This window comes from Chondromyces apiculatus DSM 436 (assembly GCF_000601485.1).
GTDB classification, from domain to species: Bacteria; Myxococcota_A; Polyangia; order Polyangiales; family Polyangiaceae; genus Chondromyces; species Chondromyces apiculatus.
Genome location: NZ_ASRX01000099.1, coordinates 1 through 18452 on the forward strand (window position 1 = coordinate 1; position 18452 = coordinate 18452).

General features: G+C 70.5%; 12 protein-coding genes and 1 pseudogene. 7 read left to right on the forward strand and 6 right to left on the reverse strand.

What is annotated here, in order from left to right; translation table 11 throughout:
- The 6 genes and pseudogenes from CAP_RS52990 to CAP_RS39305 form a co-directional block, all read left to right on the forward strand.
- Positions 1-1230 (forward strand): annotated as a pseudogene (locus CAP_RS52990) (hypothetical protein); the annotation flags it as partial.
- Positions 1231-1323: 93 nt separating this feature from the next.
- Complete coding sequence (locus tag CAP_RS39285) at positions 1324-1887, forward strand: RNA polymerase sigma factor (RefSeq protein WP_081865739.1); 564 nt, start codon at positions 1324-1326, stop codon at positions 1885-1887.
- Positions 1884-2978 carry an outer membrane protein assembly factor BamD gene (gene bamD, locus CAP_RS46560; RefSeq protein ID WP_052376766.1) on the forward strand — a complete coding sequence of 365 codons (1095 nt, stop codon included), beginning with the start codon at positions 1884-1886 and terminating at the stop codon, positions 2976-2978. The genes CAP_RS39285 and bamD overlap by 4 nt, the downstream gene beginning before the upstream one ends.
- 179 nt (positions 2979-3157) lie before the next feature.
- Entirely contained in the window at positions 3158-4954 is a 1797-nt protein-coding gene (locus CAP_RS39295) for a hypothetical protein (RefSeq protein ID WP_231511969.1), read from the forward strand.
- A gap of 168 nt (positions 4955-5122) precedes the next feature.
- Complete coding sequence (locus CAP_RS39300; RefSeq protein ID WP_052376768.1) at positions 5123-6898, forward strand: hypothetical protein; 1776 nt, start codon at positions 5123-5125, stop codon at positions 6896-6898.
- Between the two features lie 192 nt (positions 6899-7090).
- A complete protein-coding gene (locus CAP_RS39305) occupies positions 7091-8899 on the forward strand; it encodes a hypothetical protein (RefSeq protein WP_052376769.1) in 1809 nt (602 codons plus the stop codon).
- A 102-nt stretch (positions 8900-9001) separates the two neighbouring features.
- Here the strand turns inward: CAP_RS39305 and hemL are convergent, their stop codons facing one another.
- From hemL to CAP_RS39330, 5 genes are all read right to left on the reverse strand, one after another.
- Positions 9002-10282 (reverse strand): glutamate-1-semialdehyde 2,1-aminomutase, encoded by a 1281-nt coding sequence (gene hemL, locus CAP_RS39310; protein ID WP_044250539.1) that lies wholly within the window; start codon positions 10280-10282, stop codon positions 9002-9004.
- Between the two features lie 44 nt (positions 10283-10326).
- Positions 10327-13011: an MGH1-like glycoside hydrolase domain-containing protein gene (locus tag CAP_RS39315; protein WP_044250584.1), complete on the reverse strand. Its 2685-nt coding sequence runs from the start codon at positions 13009-13011 to the stop codon at positions 10327-10329.
- A gap of 44 nt (positions 13012-13055) precedes the next feature.
- Complete coding sequence (locus tag CAP_RS46565) at positions 13056-13586, reverse strand: peptidylprolyl isomerase (protein WP_052376770.1); 531 nt, start codon at positions 13584-13586, stop codon at positions 13056-13058.
- Between the two features lie 138 nt (positions 13587-13724).
- Positions 13725-14462 (reverse strand): LA_2272 family surface repeat-containing protein, encoded by a 738-nt coding sequence (locus CAP_RS39325; protein ID WP_044250541.1) that lies wholly within the window; start codon positions 14460-14462, stop codon positions 13725-13727.
- 116 nt (positions 14463-14578) lie between these two features.
- Entirely contained in the window at positions 14579-15985 is a 1407-nt protein-coding gene (locus CAP_RS39330) for an LA_2272 family surface repeat-containing protein (RefSeq protein ID WP_231511970.1), read from the reverse strand.
- Between the two features lie 31 nt (positions 15986-16016).
- On the opposite strand from CAP_RS39330, the gene CAP_RS39335 reads away from it, so the two are divergent.
- Positions 16017-16898, forward strand: a complete 882-nt coding sequence (locus CAP_RS39335) for a radical SAM protein (protein ID WP_044250545.1) — start codon at positions 16017-16019, stop codon at positions 16896-16898.
- A 15-nt stretch (positions 16899-16913) separates the two neighbouring features.
- On the opposite strand, the gene CAP_RS52995 is transcribed toward CAP_RS39335, so the two are convergent.
- A complete protein-coding gene (locus tag CAP_RS52995) occupies positions 16914-18449 on the reverse strand; it encodes a C1 family peptidase (RefSeq protein WP_044250547.1) in 1536 nt (511 codons plus the stop codon).
- Positions 18450-18452 lie beyond the last annotated feature (3 nt).

The window sequence follows — 18452 nt, forward strand, 5'->3', positions numbered from 1 at the left end:
CCCGTGCCCCAGCCGCCCCCTCGGAGACCCAGCCCTCGCCGCCCTTCTGGCGCAGGCGTCCCCGCCCCCGCGACTGCAGCCCCCCTCTCTCGCTGCCTCCCGTTCCCTGTCTCCGTCTCTCTCTCGCTCTCCGTCTGCCTCTCCCTCCCCCTGCTCCTCGCTCCCGCTCCCGCAGCCGCCGCCCCGCCCCCCACGACGCCTCCTCCTGCGCGCCTCACCGTCCTCCGCGCCCCCGAAGCCTCCGACTGCCCCGACGCCCGCGCCCTCGCTGCCGCCGTCGAGGTGGCCATGAAGCGCCCCGCCCTCGACCCCCAGAGCGTCGACCCTTCCGCGCCGGCCTACGACATCCAGATCTTCCGGCCCGAGGCCGATTACGCCGCCATCCTCCAGGCTGGAGGCCTCACCCGCCAGATCTCCGACCCGGGACCCACCTGCGCTGGCCTCGCCGAAGCCCTGGTCATCACCCTCGCCATCCTCCTCGACAGCGAGGCACCCTCGCGCCCTGCGCCCGAACCCGAGCCACCTGCCACGCCGCTTCCGGATGGGAACCTCTCACCGCGCCCTGTGACGCCCCCCGTGGGCTCCGTGCAGATACGTCCCGCTCCTGCTCCCGCTCCCCCCGGGCTCCTTGCCACTGCTCCCGGCAGCATCTTGCCCCGACCTCCCGCGCCAGCGCCTCCCGACAAACCGTGGGACCTCTCCCTCGACCTCGGGGCCGCTCAGACCCTCGGACTCCTCACGCCTTTTTCCTGGGCCTTCTATGCGGAAGCCTCGCTCCGCCTCCCGCGCGTCTCCTTTGCCGCGGGGGCCCTCTGGCTCCCCAGCCGCACCCTCGACGTCCCCCCGGGAGAGGTCGACGTCTCCCTCGCCCTCGCCACGGCGCGCGCGTGTGCTGCCGTCGCGGGACGCCTCGATGGCCCTCGCCTCTCTGCGTGTGCCCAGCCCATGCTCGGCGCCTTCACCGGGGTGGGGCGGGGGTACAACCCGGACCGCCAGGCGACGGTTCTCTGGATGGGGCTCGGAGCCCTCCTCCTCGGTGAAGGGCCCATCGTGGGGCCACTCGGCTGGTCGGCGCGCGCCTCCGTGGTCGCGCCGCTCGTCACCGAGGAACTCACCATTGACCGCGTGGAGGGGCCGGTGGGGGCCCAGACGCTCACGGTCGTCTCGGCCTTCGACCCGTCACCCATCGGGTTCTTGGTGGGGGCGGGGCTCCGCGTGTCGATTCCTTGATGGCGGCCCGGGACCGCCTCCACTCAGGGGAGAGACATGACGCAAGCCGCTCCTGCAGGGTCGCATGACGGTTTATTGTAGCGCCAGCGGACCATGAACTTCCGGGAGGTGTACGAGCAGCACTTCCGGTTCGTCTGGCGATCGCTTCGCCGGCTCGGGGTGCGGGAGAGTGACGTGCAGGACGCCGCGCAGGACGTCTTTCTCGTCGTGCACAGGAAGCTTGCGGAGTTCGAGGGGAAGTCGAAGCTCTCCACCTGGCTGTTCGGCATCTGTTACCGCGTCGCGAGTGATCGCAAGAAGCTCGCGCATGAGCGTCGCCGCGCGGATGGTGACGAGCCCCTGCTCGACTGCGCGGACGAGCGCGTGGATGTGGCGGCGGTGGCGGAGCGTCGCCAGGCGCTGGCGGTGCTCGAAAGGATGCTCGATGAGCTTCCCTTGGAGCAGCGTGCGGTGTTCACGCTCTTCGAACTCGAAGAAATGACGGGAGAGGACATCGCCGAGGCCCTGGGGATCTCGGTGGGGACCGTGTACTCGCGGCTTCGCCTCGCGCGGGAGACGTTCAAGAAGGCGGCGGCGCGGTTCCATGCACGTGACCAGTTCCATGGAGTGGCGGCGAGCAACCTGGCAGGCTTGAAGAAGGCAGGAGGGGAGCGATGAGCGACCCCAGGCGATGGCTTGATCTCGGTGACGAGGGGGGAGGTGGGGCGACGCCGCAGGAGATGGATCTCCTGAGAACGGGGCGCGCGATGCAGCCTCCAGCGGGGGCGCAGGACGAGGTGTGGCGCGCGCTGCTCGCTCAGATCGGGCCCCTCGACGGTGGGCCGGATGGGTCTCCCGACGGTGGGCCACCGGATGCGGGGCCACCGGATGCGGGGCCGATCGATGCTGGCGTGACGGCGACCGCGACGCAGACAGGGGCTGGCGCGGGGCAGGTTGCGGGGGCAGCGCAGGTTGCGGAGGCAGCGCAGGTTGCGGAGGCAGCGCAGGTTGCGGGGCACCTCGCGTGGGTGGGGATCGCGAAGTCGGTGGCGGCAGGGGTGCTCGGGGCGGCGCTCGTCGTGGGGGGGTACACGGCGGCGACGTCGGAGACGCCGCAGCCTCAGCGGGGGTCTTCGGTGTCGGTGGAGTCGCGGGGGGCTGGGCCTGCAGCGGCGCGGATGCGGGGGGCGCCGTTCTCGTCGGCTCCTGCGTACCCTCCGGTACCGACGGAGGTGACGGGAGGGACGGCTCCGGTGCCGGTGGCGCAGCAGGTGGCGGGGCAGGAGTCGGCGAGGGGGGGAGAGCCGGGGGGGCGAGGGTTCTCCGTGGGCGGGGAGCTGGCGCAGGGCAGCGGGGCTGCGGGAGAGCCGGGGTCCGGGGAGGCTGCGCGGAGAGAGGTGGGGGCGCAAGGGGAGCCGCTGTCGCCAGGGGCTTCCGGAAGGGTGTCGGGTACGGGGGAGGGGGCGGCGCTGGATACGACGCCGGCGGCTGTGGCGGAGAGGGCGAGCCGTCTGCGTGAGGAGAGCCGGATGCTCGGTGAGGCGCGTGATGCGCTGAGGCGCGGTGACGCGGGGGGGGCGATGCAGAAGCTCGACGAGGTGCGGGTGCGGTTTCCGCAAGGGGTCCTCGTTCAGGAGCGCGAGGCGCTGACGATCGAGGCGCTGTACCGCACGGGCAACCGGGCGGCGGCCTCGGCCCGCGCTGCGGCGTTTCTGCGCGCGTTTCCAAACAGCCCGCATGCCACGCGCTTGCAGGCGTTCGTGCAGTGAGCCGGCTTCAACTTTCCTGACGATTCTCAGATGGCGGGGCCGAGGCGCTGCCACTCACTCCACGACAGACAGCCGCCGGGTGCCGGGAAGGTCCGGAGTACGGGGCGTCATTTGCGTCGGTCAGAAGGAGTGGGCGTATGGGCTTGCGGTTCGTGAGGTCAGGGGTGAGGTGCGCCTTGGTGCTTGGCGCGCTGGCGCTGAGCGCGTGCGTGGGAGGCTCGGCCGGGGGGGGCGGTGGTGAAGGCGGTGTGGGCGCGGCTGGCGGGGCTGGTGGGGTCGGCGCTGCGGGCGGTGAGGGCGGTGAGGGCGGTGAGGGCGGGTTCGGCGGGGGAGCGGGGGGGAAAGGGCCGGTAGGGCCGATGCCGAAGGCGGACAAGGTCGATCTGCTGTTGATGATCGACAACTCGCAGTCGATGGCGGACAAGCAGCAGGCGCTGGCGCTGGCGCTGACCGATCTGGTGGAGTCGCTGACGAATCCGCTCTGCATCGACCCGGGCGGGGTGCTGCTGCCGACGCGGCCGGCGAGCGCTGCGGATCCGTGTCCTTCCGGGACCAGCCGGTGGTTCATGCCGGTGAACGACATCCACGTGGGGATCGTCAGCTCCAGCATCGGTGGGTACGGAGGGGATGTGTGCAGCACGGCGGGCTCTCCGAGCAACAATGACAGGGGGCACCTGCTGGCGCGGTCCTCGCCGTCGCAGACGACGAACGATCTGCCGACGTACGAGAACAAGGGGTTCCTGTTCTGGGATCCGCTGTCGCAGGGGACGCCTCCGGGCGAGACGGATCGGGAGGCGCTGACGGACTCGTTCGCGCAGATGGTGGTCGGCGTCGGGCAGCAGGGCTGCGGGTACGAGGCGCCGCTGGAGGGGTGGTATCGGTTCCTCGCCGATCCCGAGCCTTACAACGTGCTGACGGTCAGCGGGGGCAGCGCCACGCCGCAAGGGGTAGATACGGCGCTGCTGCAGCAGCGGGCGGAGTTCCTGCGGTCCGACTCGCTGCTGGTGGTGATGATGCTCTCGGACGAGAGTGATTGCTCCATCCGGGAGGGAGGGCAGTACTACCTGGCGGCGACGTACGGGAACAATTTCCACCTGCCCAAGGCGCGCGCGGTGTGCGCGACCGATCCCGGTGATCCGTGCTGCGCGTCGTGCGCGCAGGCGGTACCCGCGGGCTGCGCGGTGGACCCGACCTGCTTCCCCAACGGGGACCCGAGCCAGGGGCCGCTGATGACGAATGCGGTCGAGGATCATCCGAACCTGCGCTGCTTCGAGCAGAAGCGGCGGTTCGGGATTGACTTCCTGTACCCGACGGAGCGTTACGTGCAGGCGCTCTCCTCGCCGACGATCGCCAACAGGCAGGGGGAGCTGGTGCCGAACCCGATCTTCTCGGACCTCGACCCGAGCGACGGGAGTTCTCCGGCCCGGGATCCGCGGCTGGTGATGGTCGGGGGGATCGTGGGGGTGCCGTGGCAGCACCTCGCGCGTGACGAGGCAGACCTCACGCAGGGGTTCAAGAGTGCCGCGGAGCTGAGCGCGAGCGGGACGTGGGACGTGATCCTCGGGGACCCGGAGAGCTACGTGGCGCCGGTGAGCCCGTACATGAAGGAGTCGGTTCATCCGCGAGGGATTCCGGCGGGCAACCCGATCAACGGGAGCGAGTGGAACCCGAACGTGCCGAACAGCGACCTGCAGTTTGCGTGCACCTTCGAGCTGCCGGAGCCGATGGACTGCTCGACGAACCAGCCGGGGTGCGACTGCGCGAAGAGCAACGACATCCCGCTGTGCGAGGGGAGCACGCAGCTCAGGGCGAAGGCGTACCCGGGCTTGCGGCAGCTCAGCGTCATCCAGCAGATGGGGGACCAGGGTGTGACGGGGTCGATCTGCCCGGCGCAGCTCGATGACGCGACGTCGGATACCTTCGGCTACCGACCGGCGGTGCGGGCGCTCATCGAGCAGATGGCGCCGCGGCTGTGAGCTGACGAAGAGCGGGGAAGGCCGGTCGGGGCGACCTGAGCGGCTCGTTTTGTTTCGGGCTGGGTGCCCACGAGGATCCGTCGCAGAATAGGCGTGCTTGCGGGGCGTTGCGGGCCTTGCTGGGCACCCGGCAGCTTCTTTCGGTTACCCGACAGGACGAGGAATGTGATGGGTTTCCGGTTCTCGATGGCAGGGGTGGTGGGGGTCCTCGGGGTCGGCCTGCTGGTGGGGAGCGGCTGCGAGGGCATGTCGAACGTGGGCGGTGCCGTGGTCGCGGAGGGGGATGGCGACAGCGGCAGCGGCGCGGGAGAGCCGACGGAGCCGCCGGGGCCGCTCCCGAAGGCGGACAAGGTCGACCTGCTGCTGATGATCGACAACTCGCAGTCGATGGCGGACAAGCAGGAGGTCCTGGCGCTGGCGCTGAATGAGCTGGTGGAGTCGCTGACGAACCCGCTCTGCATCGACAAGAGCGGGATCGAGCCGTCGTCGCGTCCGGCGAGCGGACTGGATCCGTGTCCTCCAGGGATGGAGCGGTGGTTCACGCCGGTCATCGATATCCACCTCGGGATCGTCAGCTCCAGCATTGGCGGATACGGGGGAGATGCGTGCCAGGTCATGGACTCGAGGACCAACAACGACAGGGGGCACCTGCTCGCGCGCTGGGCGCCCGATCAAGGCAATCTCCCGACGTACCGGGACAGCGGGTTCCTCCTCCTGGACTCCGCCCTGCGGTATGACCCACCTGGCGAGTCGAACGCGGTGGTCGTCACCCAGACGTTCGAGCAGATGGTGCGCGGGGTGGGGCAGGCGGGGTGCGGCTACGAGGCGCCGCTGGAGGGGTGGTACCGGTTCCTCGCGGACCCCGCGCCCTACCAGGAGCTGGCCCTCGTCGGCAGCAACGTCACGCCGCAAGGCCTGGATACGGAGCTGTTGCAGCAGCGGGCGGACTTCCTGCGGCCCGACTCGCTCCTGGCGATCCTGATGCTCTCCGACGAGAGCGACTGCTCCGTGCGGGAGGAGGGGCAGTACTACCTGGCGGCGACGTACGGGAACAATTTCCACCTGCCCAAGGCGCGCGCGGTGTGCGCGACGGATCCGGGCGACGCTTGCTGCGCGTCGTGCGCGCAGGCGGTGCCCGCGGGCTGCGCGGTGGACCCGACCTGCTACCCGAACGGGGATCCGAGCCAGGGCCCGCTGATGACGAATGTGTCCGAGGATCACCCGAACCTGCGCTGCTTCGAGCAGAAGCGGCGGTTCGGGATCGATTTCCTGTACCCGACGGAGCGTTACGTGCAGGCGCTCTCCTCGCCGACGATCGCCAACAGGCAGGGGGAGCTGGTGCCGAACCCGATCTTCTCGGACCTCGATCCGAGCGACGGCAACACCACCATCCGCGATCCGGGGCTGGTGATGATCGGGGGGATCCTGGGGGTGCCCTGGCAGCACCTTGCGCGCGACGAGGCGGACCTCGGAAAGGGGTTCATGAGCGCCGGGGAGCTGAGCGCGAGCGGGACATGGGACGTGATCCTCGGCGATCCGGAGAGCTATGTGGCGCCGACGAGCCCGTACATGAGGGAGTCGATGCATCCGCGAGGGATCCCGGCGGGCAATCCGATCAACGGGAGCGAGTGGAATCCGAACTCGATGAACAGCGACCTGCAGTTCGCGTGCATCTTCGAGCTGCCGGAGCCGATGGACTGCTCGACGAACCAGCCGGGGTGCGAGTGCGCGAAGAGCGACGACATTCCGCTGTGCGAGGGGAGCACGCAGCTCAGAGCGAAGGCGTACCCGGGCCTGCGGCAGCTCAGCGTCCTTCAGCAGATGGGGGATCAGGGAGCTACGGGCTCCATCTGTCCCGCGCAGCTCACCGATCCTTTCGCGGACGACTTCGGTTACCGGCCGGCGGTCCATGCGCTCGTCGAACGCATGGCGACGCGGCTGTGAGCTGCGTCCGGGTGTTCTTCGCGTGAACGACCTTCACGTTCCCTGATCGACCGCACAGACCGCACCATTCGCGCGATTCGCAAATGGCGGGGCGGGCCCCCTCCCACCCACTCCACGACAGACAGCCGCTGACAGGGCCAGGGAGGTCCGGAGCGCGGGCGTTATTGCCGTCGGTCAGAAGGAGAAGACGTGATGGGCTTCCGGTTCGCGAAGTCAGGGGTGAGCTGCGCCGTGGGTGCGGTGGGGGTCGGGGTGCTGGCGCTGGGCGGGTGCCTCGGAGGAGGCGCTGGAGGCGGGGGCGGCGAGGGCGGTACGGGCCCGAGCGTGACCGTCAGCGTGGGTGCAGGTGCGGACGATGCAGGAGGGCCGATGCCGAGGGCAACCAAGGTCGACCTGCTGCTGGTGGTCGACAACTCGCAGGGGATGGCCGACAAGCAGGAGGTGCTGGGGCAGGCGATGACCGACCTGGTGCAGTCGCTGACGAACCCGGAGTGCGTCGCCAAGGAGGAGGGCGGGGTGGTCGTCGCGCCGTCGCAGCCGCAGACCGGCACGGACCCCTGTCCTCCGGGGATGGTCCGGCGGTTCATGCCGGTGCTCGATCTGCACCTCGGGGTGCTCAGCTCGAGCATCGGCGGGTTCGGCGGCGATGTGTGCAGCACCGTCGGTTCCCCGAGCAACAACGATCGGGGTCACTTGCTCGCGCGCTCCGCGCCTGACCAGGAGGGCGATGTTCCGACGTACCAGAGCAAGGGGTTCCTGTTCTGGGATCCGGTGGCTCAGGGGACGCCGCCGGGGGAGATGGACCGCGAGGCGCTGGTGTCCACGTTCAGCGACATGGTGCTCGGCGTCGGTCAGGCCGGGTGCGGATACGAGGCGTCGCTGGAAGGATGGTACCGGTTCCTCGCCGATCCCGCGCCTTACAACCAGCTTGTGGTCACGAACTCCCAGGCGCAGCCGCAGGGGGTCGACCAGGTCTTGCTGCAGCAGCGGGCGGAGTTCCTGCGGCCCGATTCGATGCTGGTGGTGCTGATGCTGACCGACGAGAACGATTGCTCCATGCGGGAGGAGGGGCAGTACTTCCTGGGGGCGACGTACGGGAACAATTTCCACCTGCCGAAGGCGCGCGCAGTGTGCGCGACCGATCCGGGCGACGCTTGCTGCGCGTCGTGCGCGCAGGCGGTGCCCGCGGGCTGCGCGGTGGACCCGACCTGTTACGTGGGCGGCGACCCGGACCAGGGCCCGCTGATCACGGCGGCGGCCGAGGATCATCCGAACCAGCGCTGCTTCGACCAGAAGCGGCGGTTCGGGATCGATTTCATGTACCCGACGAGCCGCTACGTGCAGGCGTTGACCTCGCCGACGATCGCCGACAGGCAGGGCAACCTGGTGCCGAACCCGATCTTCTCGGACCTCGATCCGAGCGACGGGAACAGCACGATCCGGGATCCGAGGCTGGTGATCCTCGGGGGGATCGTAGGGGTGCCGTGGCAGGAGATCGCGCGCGATCCGTTCGACCTCGGGCAGGGTTTCAAGAGCGCCGCGGAGCTCGGCGCGAGCGGGGCGTGGGACGCCATCCTGGGTGACCCGGAGAGCTACGTGCCGCCGTCGAGCCCGTACATGCAGGAGTCGTCGTCGCCGCGGGCGGGCGTGCCTGTGGGCAACCCGATCAACGGCGGTGAGTGGAACCCGAGCCCGCCGAACAGCGATCTGCAGTTCGCGTGCACCTTCGATCTGGCAGTGCCGCGGGACTGCTCGGACAACGGACCCGGGTGCGATTGCGGCAGGGGCGCCGACATTCCGGTGTGCGACGGGCAGGTGCAGACGGCCGCGAAGGCGTACCCGGGCCTGCGGCAGCTCAGCGTCCTCCAGCAGCTCGGAGAGCGAGGGGTGACCAGCTCGATCTGCCCGGCGCAGCTCAGCGATCCGGCAACGAGCGACTTCGGCTACCGGCCAGCCATCCAGGCGCTCGTGGACCTGATGGCGACGCGGCTGGCGAACTGAGGGCGTCCCAGCGTCGAGGTGCGGAGCGGGGGCACGCGCCTCCGCCACGCTGCTGCGTGGGTGGTCCGTCCTTGGCGGGATGCACGTACTGCTGAGGGCTGATCAGGCGGCGAGGGACTCGCGGCAGGCCTGGATGGTGCGGGTGATGTCGGCGTCGGTGAGGGCGCCGCAGAGGAAGGCGGCCTCGTACTGCGAGGGGGGCCAGTAGATGCCGCGGGCGAGCATGCCGGCGTGCCAGGTGGCGAAGCGCTTGGTGTCGCTGCCGGAGGCGTCGGTCCAGTTGCGGACGGGGCCCTCGCGGAAGAAGAGGGTGATCATGGAGCCCACGCGCTGGACGCAGGCAGGGACGCCGGCGTCGCGGGCGGCGGCGCGGAAACCTTCTTCGAGGGCGGCCCCGAGGGCTTCGAGGCGCTCGTAGAGGGCAGGGGTGAGCTGGGCGAGGGTGGCGAGGCCGGCGGAGACGGCGACAGGGTTCCCGCTCAAGGTGCCGGCCTGATAGACGGGGCCGAGGGGGGCGACGATGCTCATCACGTCGTCGCGGCCGCCGTAGGCTGCGAGGGGCATGCCGCCGCCGATGATCTTGCCGAGGGTGGTGAGGTCGGGGCGCAGGCCGAAGCGCTCCTGGGCGCCGCCAGGGGCGAGGCGGCAGCCGGTCATCACCTCGTCGAAGATGGAGAGGGCGCCGTGCTCGCGGCAGAGGTCGATGACGAGCTGGAGGAAGCCAGGCTCGGGGGGGACGCAGCCCATGTTGCCGACGACGGGTTCGAGGATGATGGCGGCGATCTCCTTGCCGCGGTTGGCGAAGGCTTCGCGGAGGGCGTCCGCGTCGTTGTAGGGGAGGGGGAGGGTGAGGCGGGCGATGGCCTCGGGGACGCCGGCGGAGTCGGGGACGCCGAAGGTGGCGAGGCCGCTGCCGGCTTTGACGAGGAGGTGGTCGGCGTGGCCGTGGTAGCAGCCCTCGAACTTGACGATGACGTCGCGGCGGGTGAAGCCGCGGGCGACGCGGATGGCGCTCATGGTGGCCTCGGTGCCGCTGGAGACACAGCGGAGCTTGTCAAGGCTCGGGTAGAAGCCGCGGAGGCGCTCGGCGAAGAGGACCTCGAGTTCGGTGGGGGCGCCGAAGGAGAGGCCGCCGGTCGCGGCTTCGCGGACGGCTTCGACGACGGCAGGGTGGCCGTGGCCGAGGATGGCAGGGCCCCAGGAGTTGACGAAGTCGATGTACTCGGCGCCGTCGGCGCTGATGAGGCGCGCCTTGTTGGCGCGGGCGATGAACACCGGGGCGCCGCCGACGGCGCGGAAGGCGCGGACGGGGCTGTTGACGCCGCCGGGGAGGACGGCGCTGGCGCGCGCGAAGAGGGCCTGAGAGACGGGTCGATCGCTCATGGCGATCGGGCGTAGCAGGGGCGCGGCGAGGCCGGAAGGGTGGGTCAGCCGCGGTGTCTGCGGGCGCGGGCGAGGCGGAGGATGAGGTCGCCGACGAGGGCGGTCCAGCCGGTCTGGTGGGCGGCGCCGAGGCCCTTGCCGGTGTCGCCGTGGAAGTACTCGAAGAAGAGGATGCGGTCGCGGAAGTGGGGGTCGTGCTGGAAGAGGTCGTCGTCGCCGTAGACGGGGCGGCGGCCGTCAGGGCCGCGCTCGAAGATGGAGACCATGCGGCACGCGAGTTCCAGTGCGGCCTCGCGGGGGGTGCGGGGGGCGTGGCCGTTCGAGCCGGGGATGAGGAGGCGGTCGCCGAAGCCGTGGTCGAGGCGGAGCAGGGAGCGGCAGAGGAGGTAGCCCATGGGGAACCACACGGGGCCGCGCCAGTTGGAGTTGCCGCCCTTCATGCGGTCGGGGGACTCGCCAGGCTCGTAGCGGACCTCGTGGTCGGCACCTGCGAGGCGCATGGGGTGCGCGGCGTGCTCGCGGGAGAGGGAACGGGGGCCGTGGGGGGAGAGGAACTCGGCTTCGTTGAAGAGGTGGCCGAGGACACGTTCGAGGCGGCCCGGAGGGACGGCGCTCAGGACCTTGCGGCCGTCGGGGCGGATGGTGATGGCCTCGGCGAGGTGGGGGTTCCGGGTGAGGAACCACTCGGTGCGGCGGCGGAAGTTGTCGAGGTTCCGGTAGACCTCGGGGGGGATGACGTGCACCGCGAAGAGGGGGATGAGGCCGACGACGCTGCGGATCTTGAGGTGCTGGCTGTGGTCGCCGTTCTGGAGGACGTCGAAGTAGAAGCCGTCTTCCTCGGACCAGAGGGGCAGGCCACCGTCGACGTGGTGCAGGGCGTAGGCGATGCGGAGGAAGTGCTCGAGGAACTTGCTGGCGAGGTCCTCGTAGGCGGAGTTGTCCTGCGCGAGCTCCAGGGCGATGCGCATGAGGTCGAGGCAGTACATGGCCATCCAGGCGGTGGCGTCGGCCTGTTCAAGGCGCATGCCCGGGGGGAGGGCTTCGCTCCTGTCGAAGAGGGAGATGTTGTCGAGGCCGAGGAAGCCGCCCTCGAAGACGTTGTTCCCCTGGACGTCGCGGCGGTTGACCCACCAGGCGAAGTTGATGAGCAGCTTGTGGAAGACGCGTTCGAGGAAGACCTTGTCGCCCGTGCCGCGCTGGCGGCGCTCGATCTTGTAGAGCTGGAAGGTGGCCCAGGCGTGCACCGGGGGGTTCAGGTCCGAGAACTCCCACTCGTAGGCGGGGAGCTGGCCGCTCGGGTGCTGGTACCACTCCTTCACGAGGAGCTTGAGCTGGGCCTTGGCGAGGTCGATGTCGATCGCGGAGAGGGCGACGGCGTGGAAGGCGAGGTCCCAGGCGGCGAACCAGGGGTACTCCCAGGCGTCGGGCATGGAGATGACGTCGGCGATGGAGAGGTGGCGCCAGTGGTTGTTGCGGCCCTGGAAGCGCTCGGGGGGCGGGGTGATGGCGTCGCCGCGGAGCCAGATGTCGACGTCGTAGTTGTAGAACTGCATGGTCCAGAGCAGACCCGCGGCGGCCTGCCGGTGGATGAGGCGGTGGTCGTCGGAGAGGTCGGGGCCCTGGATGTGGAGGTAGTAGGCGTCGGCCTCGCGGCGCCGCTCGGCGAGGAGGGCGTCGGCGTCGCTGAAGGGGTTGGAGAGGGCGTCGGCGAGCGCGTTGGTGGTGAGGCGGAGCCGGATGCGGGCGCTGCCGCCGGGGGGCAGGACGAGGCGATGCCAGCTCGCCGCCTTGGTGCCGCGGCGCTCGGGGTTCACGCGGCGGAGGGCGCCGCCGACGACCGCGTCGTGGAAGGCGTCCTTCACGTAGGGGGTGCGTGAGGGGGTGCCGTAGAGGCGCTCGTGGTGAGTCTCGTTGTTGGTGAAGAGCAGCTCGGGCGCGCCCTCGACGTAGACGTGGTAGGTGCCGAAGTCGGAGGGGTGCACGGCGCGCATGGCCACGAAGGCGGGAGCGCCGGGAGCGCCGGGGTCTTCGGGGGTGTCCACGGCGTGGATCTCGGGCAGAGGGCCGAGGGGGTCGGACCAGCTCCAGGTGTTGCGGAACCAGACGTGGGGGAGGACGTGGAGGGGGACCGGGTCGGGGCCGTGGTTCTCCACGGTGATGACCATGAGGATGTCGGTGGGGCTTCGCTTCGCGTACTCGACGGTGACGTCGGTGTAGCGGCGGTCGGTGAAGGCGCCGAGGTCTTCGAGGTTGACCTCGGGGTCGGCGCTGGTGCGGTGGCGCGCGGCGTCGACCAGCTCGGCGTAGGGGTAGGCGCGCTGGGGGTAGCGGTAGAGGTAGCGGAGGTAGCTCGCGGTGGGGGTGGCGTCCTCGTAGTAGTAGACCTCCTTGACGTCCTCGCCGTGGTTGCCCTCGGGGCCGGAGAGGCCGAAGGCGCGCTCCTTGAGGATGGCGTCGCGCTCGTTCCAGAGGGCGACGGCGAGGCAGAGGGTCTGGTTCCGATCGCACAGGCCGCCGAGGCCGTCCTCGTTCCAGCGGTAGGCGCGGCTCCGGGCGTGGTCGTGGGGGAAGTGCTCCCAGGCGTGGCCTTGCTTGCTGTAGTCCTCGCGGACCGTGCCCCAGGCGCGCTCGGCGAGGTAGGGCCCCCAGCTCTTCCAGCGTTCGCGGCGGTCGCGGCTCTCTTCGAGGCGCTGGTGCTCGGCGGTGGGGGCGTGCGGGGGCTTGTTCATGGAGGTGGGTTGCGCCGTGGATTGCGCCGTGCGGGGCGCCGTGGTCATTCGGTGCGCTGGATGATGTGGAAGCCGAAGGGGCTCTCGATGACCTCGCTGATCTCGCCGACCTTGAGCGAGAACGCGGCGTCGGAGAAGGCCTTGACCATGGTGCTGCGGTCGAAGATGCCGAGGTCGCCGCCGCGTTCGGGGGCGCCGGGCTCGTCGCTGTACTCGGCGACCATCTCCTCGAACTTCATGCCGCCGCGCACCTTGAGGAGGGCCTCCTGTGCGCGCTGCTTGGCCTCGTCGCGGGTGCGGGTGATGTCGTCGGGGCGGCTCTTCGACTGCCGGTGCATGATGAGCGCGTGGCGCGCGCCGATCTTCTGGGGCTGGCTGGCGACGCGCTTGCGCTCGCGCTCGATCTCGGCGTCCTGCTCGGCCTCGCGGATGGGCGCCGAGGTGATCAGGCCGCCGCCCACCCAGTCGGGCGAGGTGGCCAGGGTGGAGCACGCGGGGAGCGCGGAGAGTGCGAGGAGCGCGAGGGCGCACGCCAGAGGGGCGGCGGCGAGGGCGCGGGACGGGGGGCGGCGCATCGGGGGGCGGAGACTGCCCCGCGATCCGGCAGCCTGCAAGCGAGGTGTGCGCGGAGGGGGGACGCGGCGGGCCGGGGGCGAGGCCAGTCGTACGTGTGAGGACGCTGGGCGCGCTTCGAGGGGCGCTCTGGAGGCTGTCTAGGGGCTCAGGTTGACGATGGGTATTACCGGCAGGCCGCCCTGATCGGAGAGGTTGACCAGGCCGAGCTGGAGGCCGCGCGGGTGCTTGGCCTGGTTGAAGACGCCGATCTGGACGCCGTGCATGTGGTCGGCGAGGTTGAAGGCGCCGGCCTGGAGGCCCCGGTGGTTCTCGGAGCGGTTGGCCGCGCCGATCTGTGCGCCCCAGATGTCCTTGGCGGCGTTGAGGGGAGCGATCTGCGCGAAGCCCCGGAAGGTCTCGGTCCAGGCGAGGAGGAGCGCGCCGGTCCAGTCCTCGCGGGTGAGGTTGAAGAGCCCGACCTGGACGCCGCCGGAGAAGCTCTTCGCGGTGAGGTTTGCGCTGCCCACCTGGAGCGCGACCTCGAACCCGCGGTCGTCGCTCTTCTTCCTGAGCCCGTTGATGAGCCCCACCTGGGCGAGGCCGATGAAGTGGCGGGTGGAGTTCACGGCGGCGATCTGCAGGCCACCGACGAAGGTGATGTCGCGGTGGAAGAAGCCCCCCACGCTGAGGGCGCCCGTGAAGGCCTCGGTCTGTCCGGAAAGGACGCTGACCTGCGCGATGCCGTGGAGCTGCCCGATGCTGCGCAAGAAGCTCACGGCGAAGCCACCCTGGAAGGTCTTGTTGGCGCTCAGGGTGAGGCCGAGTTCCGCGCCGCCGCCGAAGTGCTCCGGCGCGTTGTGGAGGCCGAGGAGGAGCGCGCACGGGTGGGACGTCACGGGAGTGCAGCGATCCTACATGCGGTGAGCCGCACCGCTCCTCGATGTGCCCCGGCATGGATACAGCTTCGGCGGGGTGCGGGGGCGCGCGTCTCCTCGGTGAGACGCGAGGAGACTCACAGCCCGAGGTTGAGCACCGGGGCCACGGGGAGGCCGCCCCGGTAAGCGATGTTGAGGACACCGAGCTGGAGGCCCCGCAGGTGCCTGGCGACGTTGACGAGGCCAATCTGGATGCCGCGCATGTCGTCGGTGGTGTTGATGGCACCCGCCTGGAGGCCACGGTGATCGGAGGAGCTGTTGAAGGCGCCGAGCTGCGCGCCCTGAATCTCCTCGGTGAGATTGACGGGGGCGATCTGCGCAAGGCCGCGGAAGCGCTCGTCGGCGAGGTTCAAGGTGGCGGAGACCTGGAGCGCTCCCTCGAAGGCGTGGTCGACCTGGTTGAGGAGGCCGAGCTGGAGGGCCCCCGAGAAGTCGGGGGTGGCGTTCCAGCTTCCTACCTGCACGCCACCCTGGAAGCTGCCCTCGTACAGGAGGTTCCAGAGGCCGAGCTGGGCGAAGGTCTGGACGCGGTGGGTGTAGTTCACCAGGCCGAGCTGGAGCGCACCGCGGAAGATGCCCGGGTGGCTGTTGTAGAGGCCGACCTGGGCGAGGCCGACGAAGACCAGGTCCTCGGGCTCGTGGACGCCGTTGTGCTCGCCGTGGCCAGCGAGGTTGGCGAGGCCGATCTGGGCGAGGCCCGTGAAGTTGTGGCCGTCGTTGACCGGGGCGAGCTGCAGGCCGCCGACGAAGGTGATGTCGTGGTGGTAGACGCCGGCGAGGCTGAGGGCGCCCGTGAAGGTGCGGCTCTCGCCGTAGAGCACGTCGACCTGGGCAACGCCGTAGACCTGCTTGCTGAGGTGCCCGAGGCCCACGGCGAGGAAGCCGTGGAAGGTGGTGTTGGCGTTGAGCAGGCCGAGCTCCACGCCGCCGACGAAGTGCTCCGGAGCATTGCCGACGGCGAGGAGGAGGGCGCTGTAGGCGTGCAGCGGTTCGTTCGCGTAGAGGGCGAGCTGGAGGAGGCCGACGAACAGCTCCTCGCGGTTGGCGATGCCGACGTCGATGCCGTACCAGACGCCCCGGTGCTCGGGAGGCTTGGCGGTGCGCGGCGGCGCGGGAGGGGGAGCGGCGGCGACACGGAGCGTCAGCGGCAGTCCCTCGGGCGGTGGCGGGGGGGCGCTCGTTGGCTCTGGCCTCGGGGGCGGAAAGACGACGATCTCGGACCGCACCTCGGGGACTTCGGGCGGGTCTTCGGGGTGGTCAGCTCCCGGGAGAGGCTCGTCGGCGAGGGTGCTGGGAGGAGAGGGAGGCGGGGCTGCGGGAGGTGAGGGCGGAGGGTTGGCAGGAGATGCGGGCGAGGGGCTGGCAGGAGACGCGGGCGGGCTGGCAGGGAAAGGGCCGGATACCGGGCGCTCCTGGGATGATGCGGGTGCGGCCACGAGCGTGACCAGGATTCCGAGGGCGAGCGCGCAGGGGTGGGATGCCACGAGGGGGCAGCGATCCTACACTCGTCGTGCCGTGCCGCTCCTCGATGTGGTCCTGGGTTACGACTGCAACCTCGCGTGCTCGTACTGCACCATCACCGATGCGATGCGTCAGCGGGAGCTGCCGAGCGCGCGGGTGGTGCGGGAGATCGATCGGGCGGCGGCGCGGGGGTTCAGGGACGTGGCGTTCACGGGAGGGGAGCCGACGATCCGTGGAGACCTGCCGGCGCTGGTGCGGTACGCGCGGAAGCGCGGGTTCGAGCACGTGAAGGTGGCGTCGAACGGGCTGCGCTACGCCTACGCGGAGTACCTGGATCACCTGGTGGGGTGCGGGGTGGATCAGTTCCACGTGTCGGTGCATGCGTTCGGGGACGCGGCCTACGAGCGGACGGTGCGCCGCGCGGAGACGGCGATGCTGCGGAGGCGGGCCATCGAGAACCTGGTGGCGCGGGGGCTGGATCCGGTGGCAGACCTGATCCTGAAAGAGGACACGTACCGGGAGACGCGAGCGTGGATCGCGGGGCTGCATGCGCAGGGGATCCAGAAGTTCGCGCTGTGGCTGGTGTCGCTGACCGATCAGAACCAGGGCAATGTGGCGCAGCTCCCGCGGATCACAGAGGTCGCGGCCGAGGTGCGGGGGGCATGCGAGGACGCGCGGGCGGGAGGCTACGAGGTTTGGTCGTTGCACCTGCCGCGGTGCTTCTTGCCAGGCTACGAGGCACACGTGCGCCACCCGGGGGACGACCTGGTGACAGTGGTGACGCCGGACGAAGTGTTCGATCTGAAGGACTCGCGGCTCGCGGGCGGAGTGAAGCCGGAGGGGTGCGTGGGGTGCCAGCACTTCGGGCGGTGCCCGGGGCTCAGGCCGGATTACATCGCGGTGCACGGGGAGGGCGAGGTGCGGGCGGTGGTGTAGCGGTTCGGGGGCTGGTCAGCGGAAGGTGGGCAGGCAGAGGCCGCCAAATGCAGGTGTGCCGCTCGGGCAGAGAGGCGCGCACTGGCCGTTCATGAGGTCGCGAGCCTGACCCTGGGGGCAAGTGCTGGGCTGCGCAGGGGGCTGTGACGGCGGTTGGGCGGGTGGTTGGGCGGGCGGTTGGGCGGGCGGTTGGAAGGGAGGGAGGCCGGGGATGTTCGGGAGGCTCGGCATGCCAAGGATGCCGGGGATGCCGGGGATTGTCGGCGGTCCGAAGCCGGGGAGGGTGGGGAGGCAGATGCCCGCGGCGGGAGGCGAGCCGCTCTGACACACGGGGGCGCAGGTGCGGAGGACGCTGTCGCGCACCTGGCCTGCGGGACAGCCGCTGGCATCGGGCTGGGGCGTGGGCGCGGTGGGGTCGGCGACGCGGACCTTGTAGGCGGCGCGCAGGTGCCGCTGCACGTTGGCTTCCGAGATCCAGCCGTAGCCACGGTCGCCCCAGCGATCACCCCAGCTGTTGTGGACGAGGAACTGCTTCGCGCCGCCCACGGTCCGGTAGCCTTCAAGCAAGACGGCGTGGCCGCTGCCGTCGTCGTGGTGGTACTCGGGAAGGACGCCGCCCTGGAGGGAGCTGCTCTTCCAGGCATCGGAGCTGACGCGGAACGAGACCCATACGGCGTCGCCGCCCGCGAGGACGGCGGAGAGCTCCTGGAGGTCGACGGGGCTCGTGCGTAGTTCCTCGATGGCGAGGATGCGGTAGCGGCCCTGGGTGTCGGCCTTCTGCTGCTCGGCCCGTAGCGCCGGGTCGGAAGCGCCCGAGCCAGGCTGGACCCCGTAGGCCGCGCCGCAGTCGTCGTGCGCGTCGCGCATCAGTTTGCAGGCCTTGATGGGATCGTAGGGCCAGGTCTGCTCCAGGGTGATCGCTTCGCCCGTGGTCTGGTCGCCAGCGGCGCCGATGTTGGGGCGGCCGTACTTGGACCAGACATGGAGGGGGGCGAGGGTCTCCTGTCGGCCGAGGCGTCGGATGCCGTGATCCATGGCGCTGGAGAGGGAAAAGGCGGTGCACGCGCCAACGGCCTGCTGGTTCTTGATGGGGCCGGAGAGGCCGAGCTGGCGGTGGTCGACCGCGGTGGGGAGGGGGCCCGTGACGAGGCCCATGCGGTTCGGGGGGGCGAGGGGGAGGGCGCGGGTGATGCGCTGGGGGATGCCACACTCGAAGCTGACCCAGACACCGGGGGCGACTTCCTTGGGGGCGCAGCGACGGCCCTGGAGGGAGACGAGGGCGGCGACGTTAACGGGGCGGAAGATGGAAGGGAGGGCCGCCCAGGAGGGCTGCGGGGAGCCCGGAGAGAGTGCGAAGGGCTGGTTCGGGGCGCCGGAAAGGAGAGAGGCGGGAGAGGGGAGGCCAGGAGGTGGCGGGGCGGAGGTGCCGGGCTGGAGCGCTCCTGCTTGCGGCGGTGCGTAGGAGGGCTGGCGAGGCTGCGGGGCGCGCCCGGAGGAGCAGGCAGTGACGGAGAGGGTGAGCGCGAGGGCTGTCAGTGGAGAGGCGCGCATGTT

Excerpts from the sequence above, each read along its gene's own strand:
- CAP_RS39305 (WP_052376769.1), top strand. The coding sequence starts at position 7,091 with ATGGGCTTCCGGTTCGCGAAGTCAGGGGTGAGCTGCGCCGTGGGTGCG.
- hemL (WP_044250539.1), bottom strand. The coding sequence starts at position 10,282 with ATGAGCGATCGACCCGTCTCTCAGGCCCTCTTCGCGCGCGCCAGCGCC.
- CAP_RS52995 (WP_044250547.1), bottom strand. The coding sequence starts at position 18,449 with ATGCGCGCCTCTCCACTGACAGCCCTCGCGCTCACCCTCTCCGTCACT.
- CAP_RS39315 (WP_044250584.1), bottom strand. The coding sequence starts at position 13,011 with ATGAACAAGCCCCCGCACGCCCCCACCGCCGAGCACCAGCGCCTCGAA.
- bamD (WP_052376766.1), top strand. The coding sequence starts at position 1,884 with ATGAGCGACCCCAGGCGATGGCTTGATCTCGGTGACGAGGGGGGAGGT.
- CAP_RS39285 (WP_081865739.1), top strand. The coding sequence starts at position 1,324 with ATGAACTTCCGGGAGGTGTACGAGCAGCACTTCCGGTTCGTCTGGCGA.
- CAP_RS39300 (WP_052376768.1), top strand. The coding sequence starts at position 5,123 with ATGGGTTTCCGGTTCTCGATGGCAGGGGTGGTGGGGGTCCTCGGGGTC.
- CAP_RS46565 (WP_052376770.1), bottom strand. The coding sequence starts at position 13,586 with ATGCGCCGCCCCCCGTCCCGCGCCCTCGCCGCCGCCCCTCTGGCGTGC.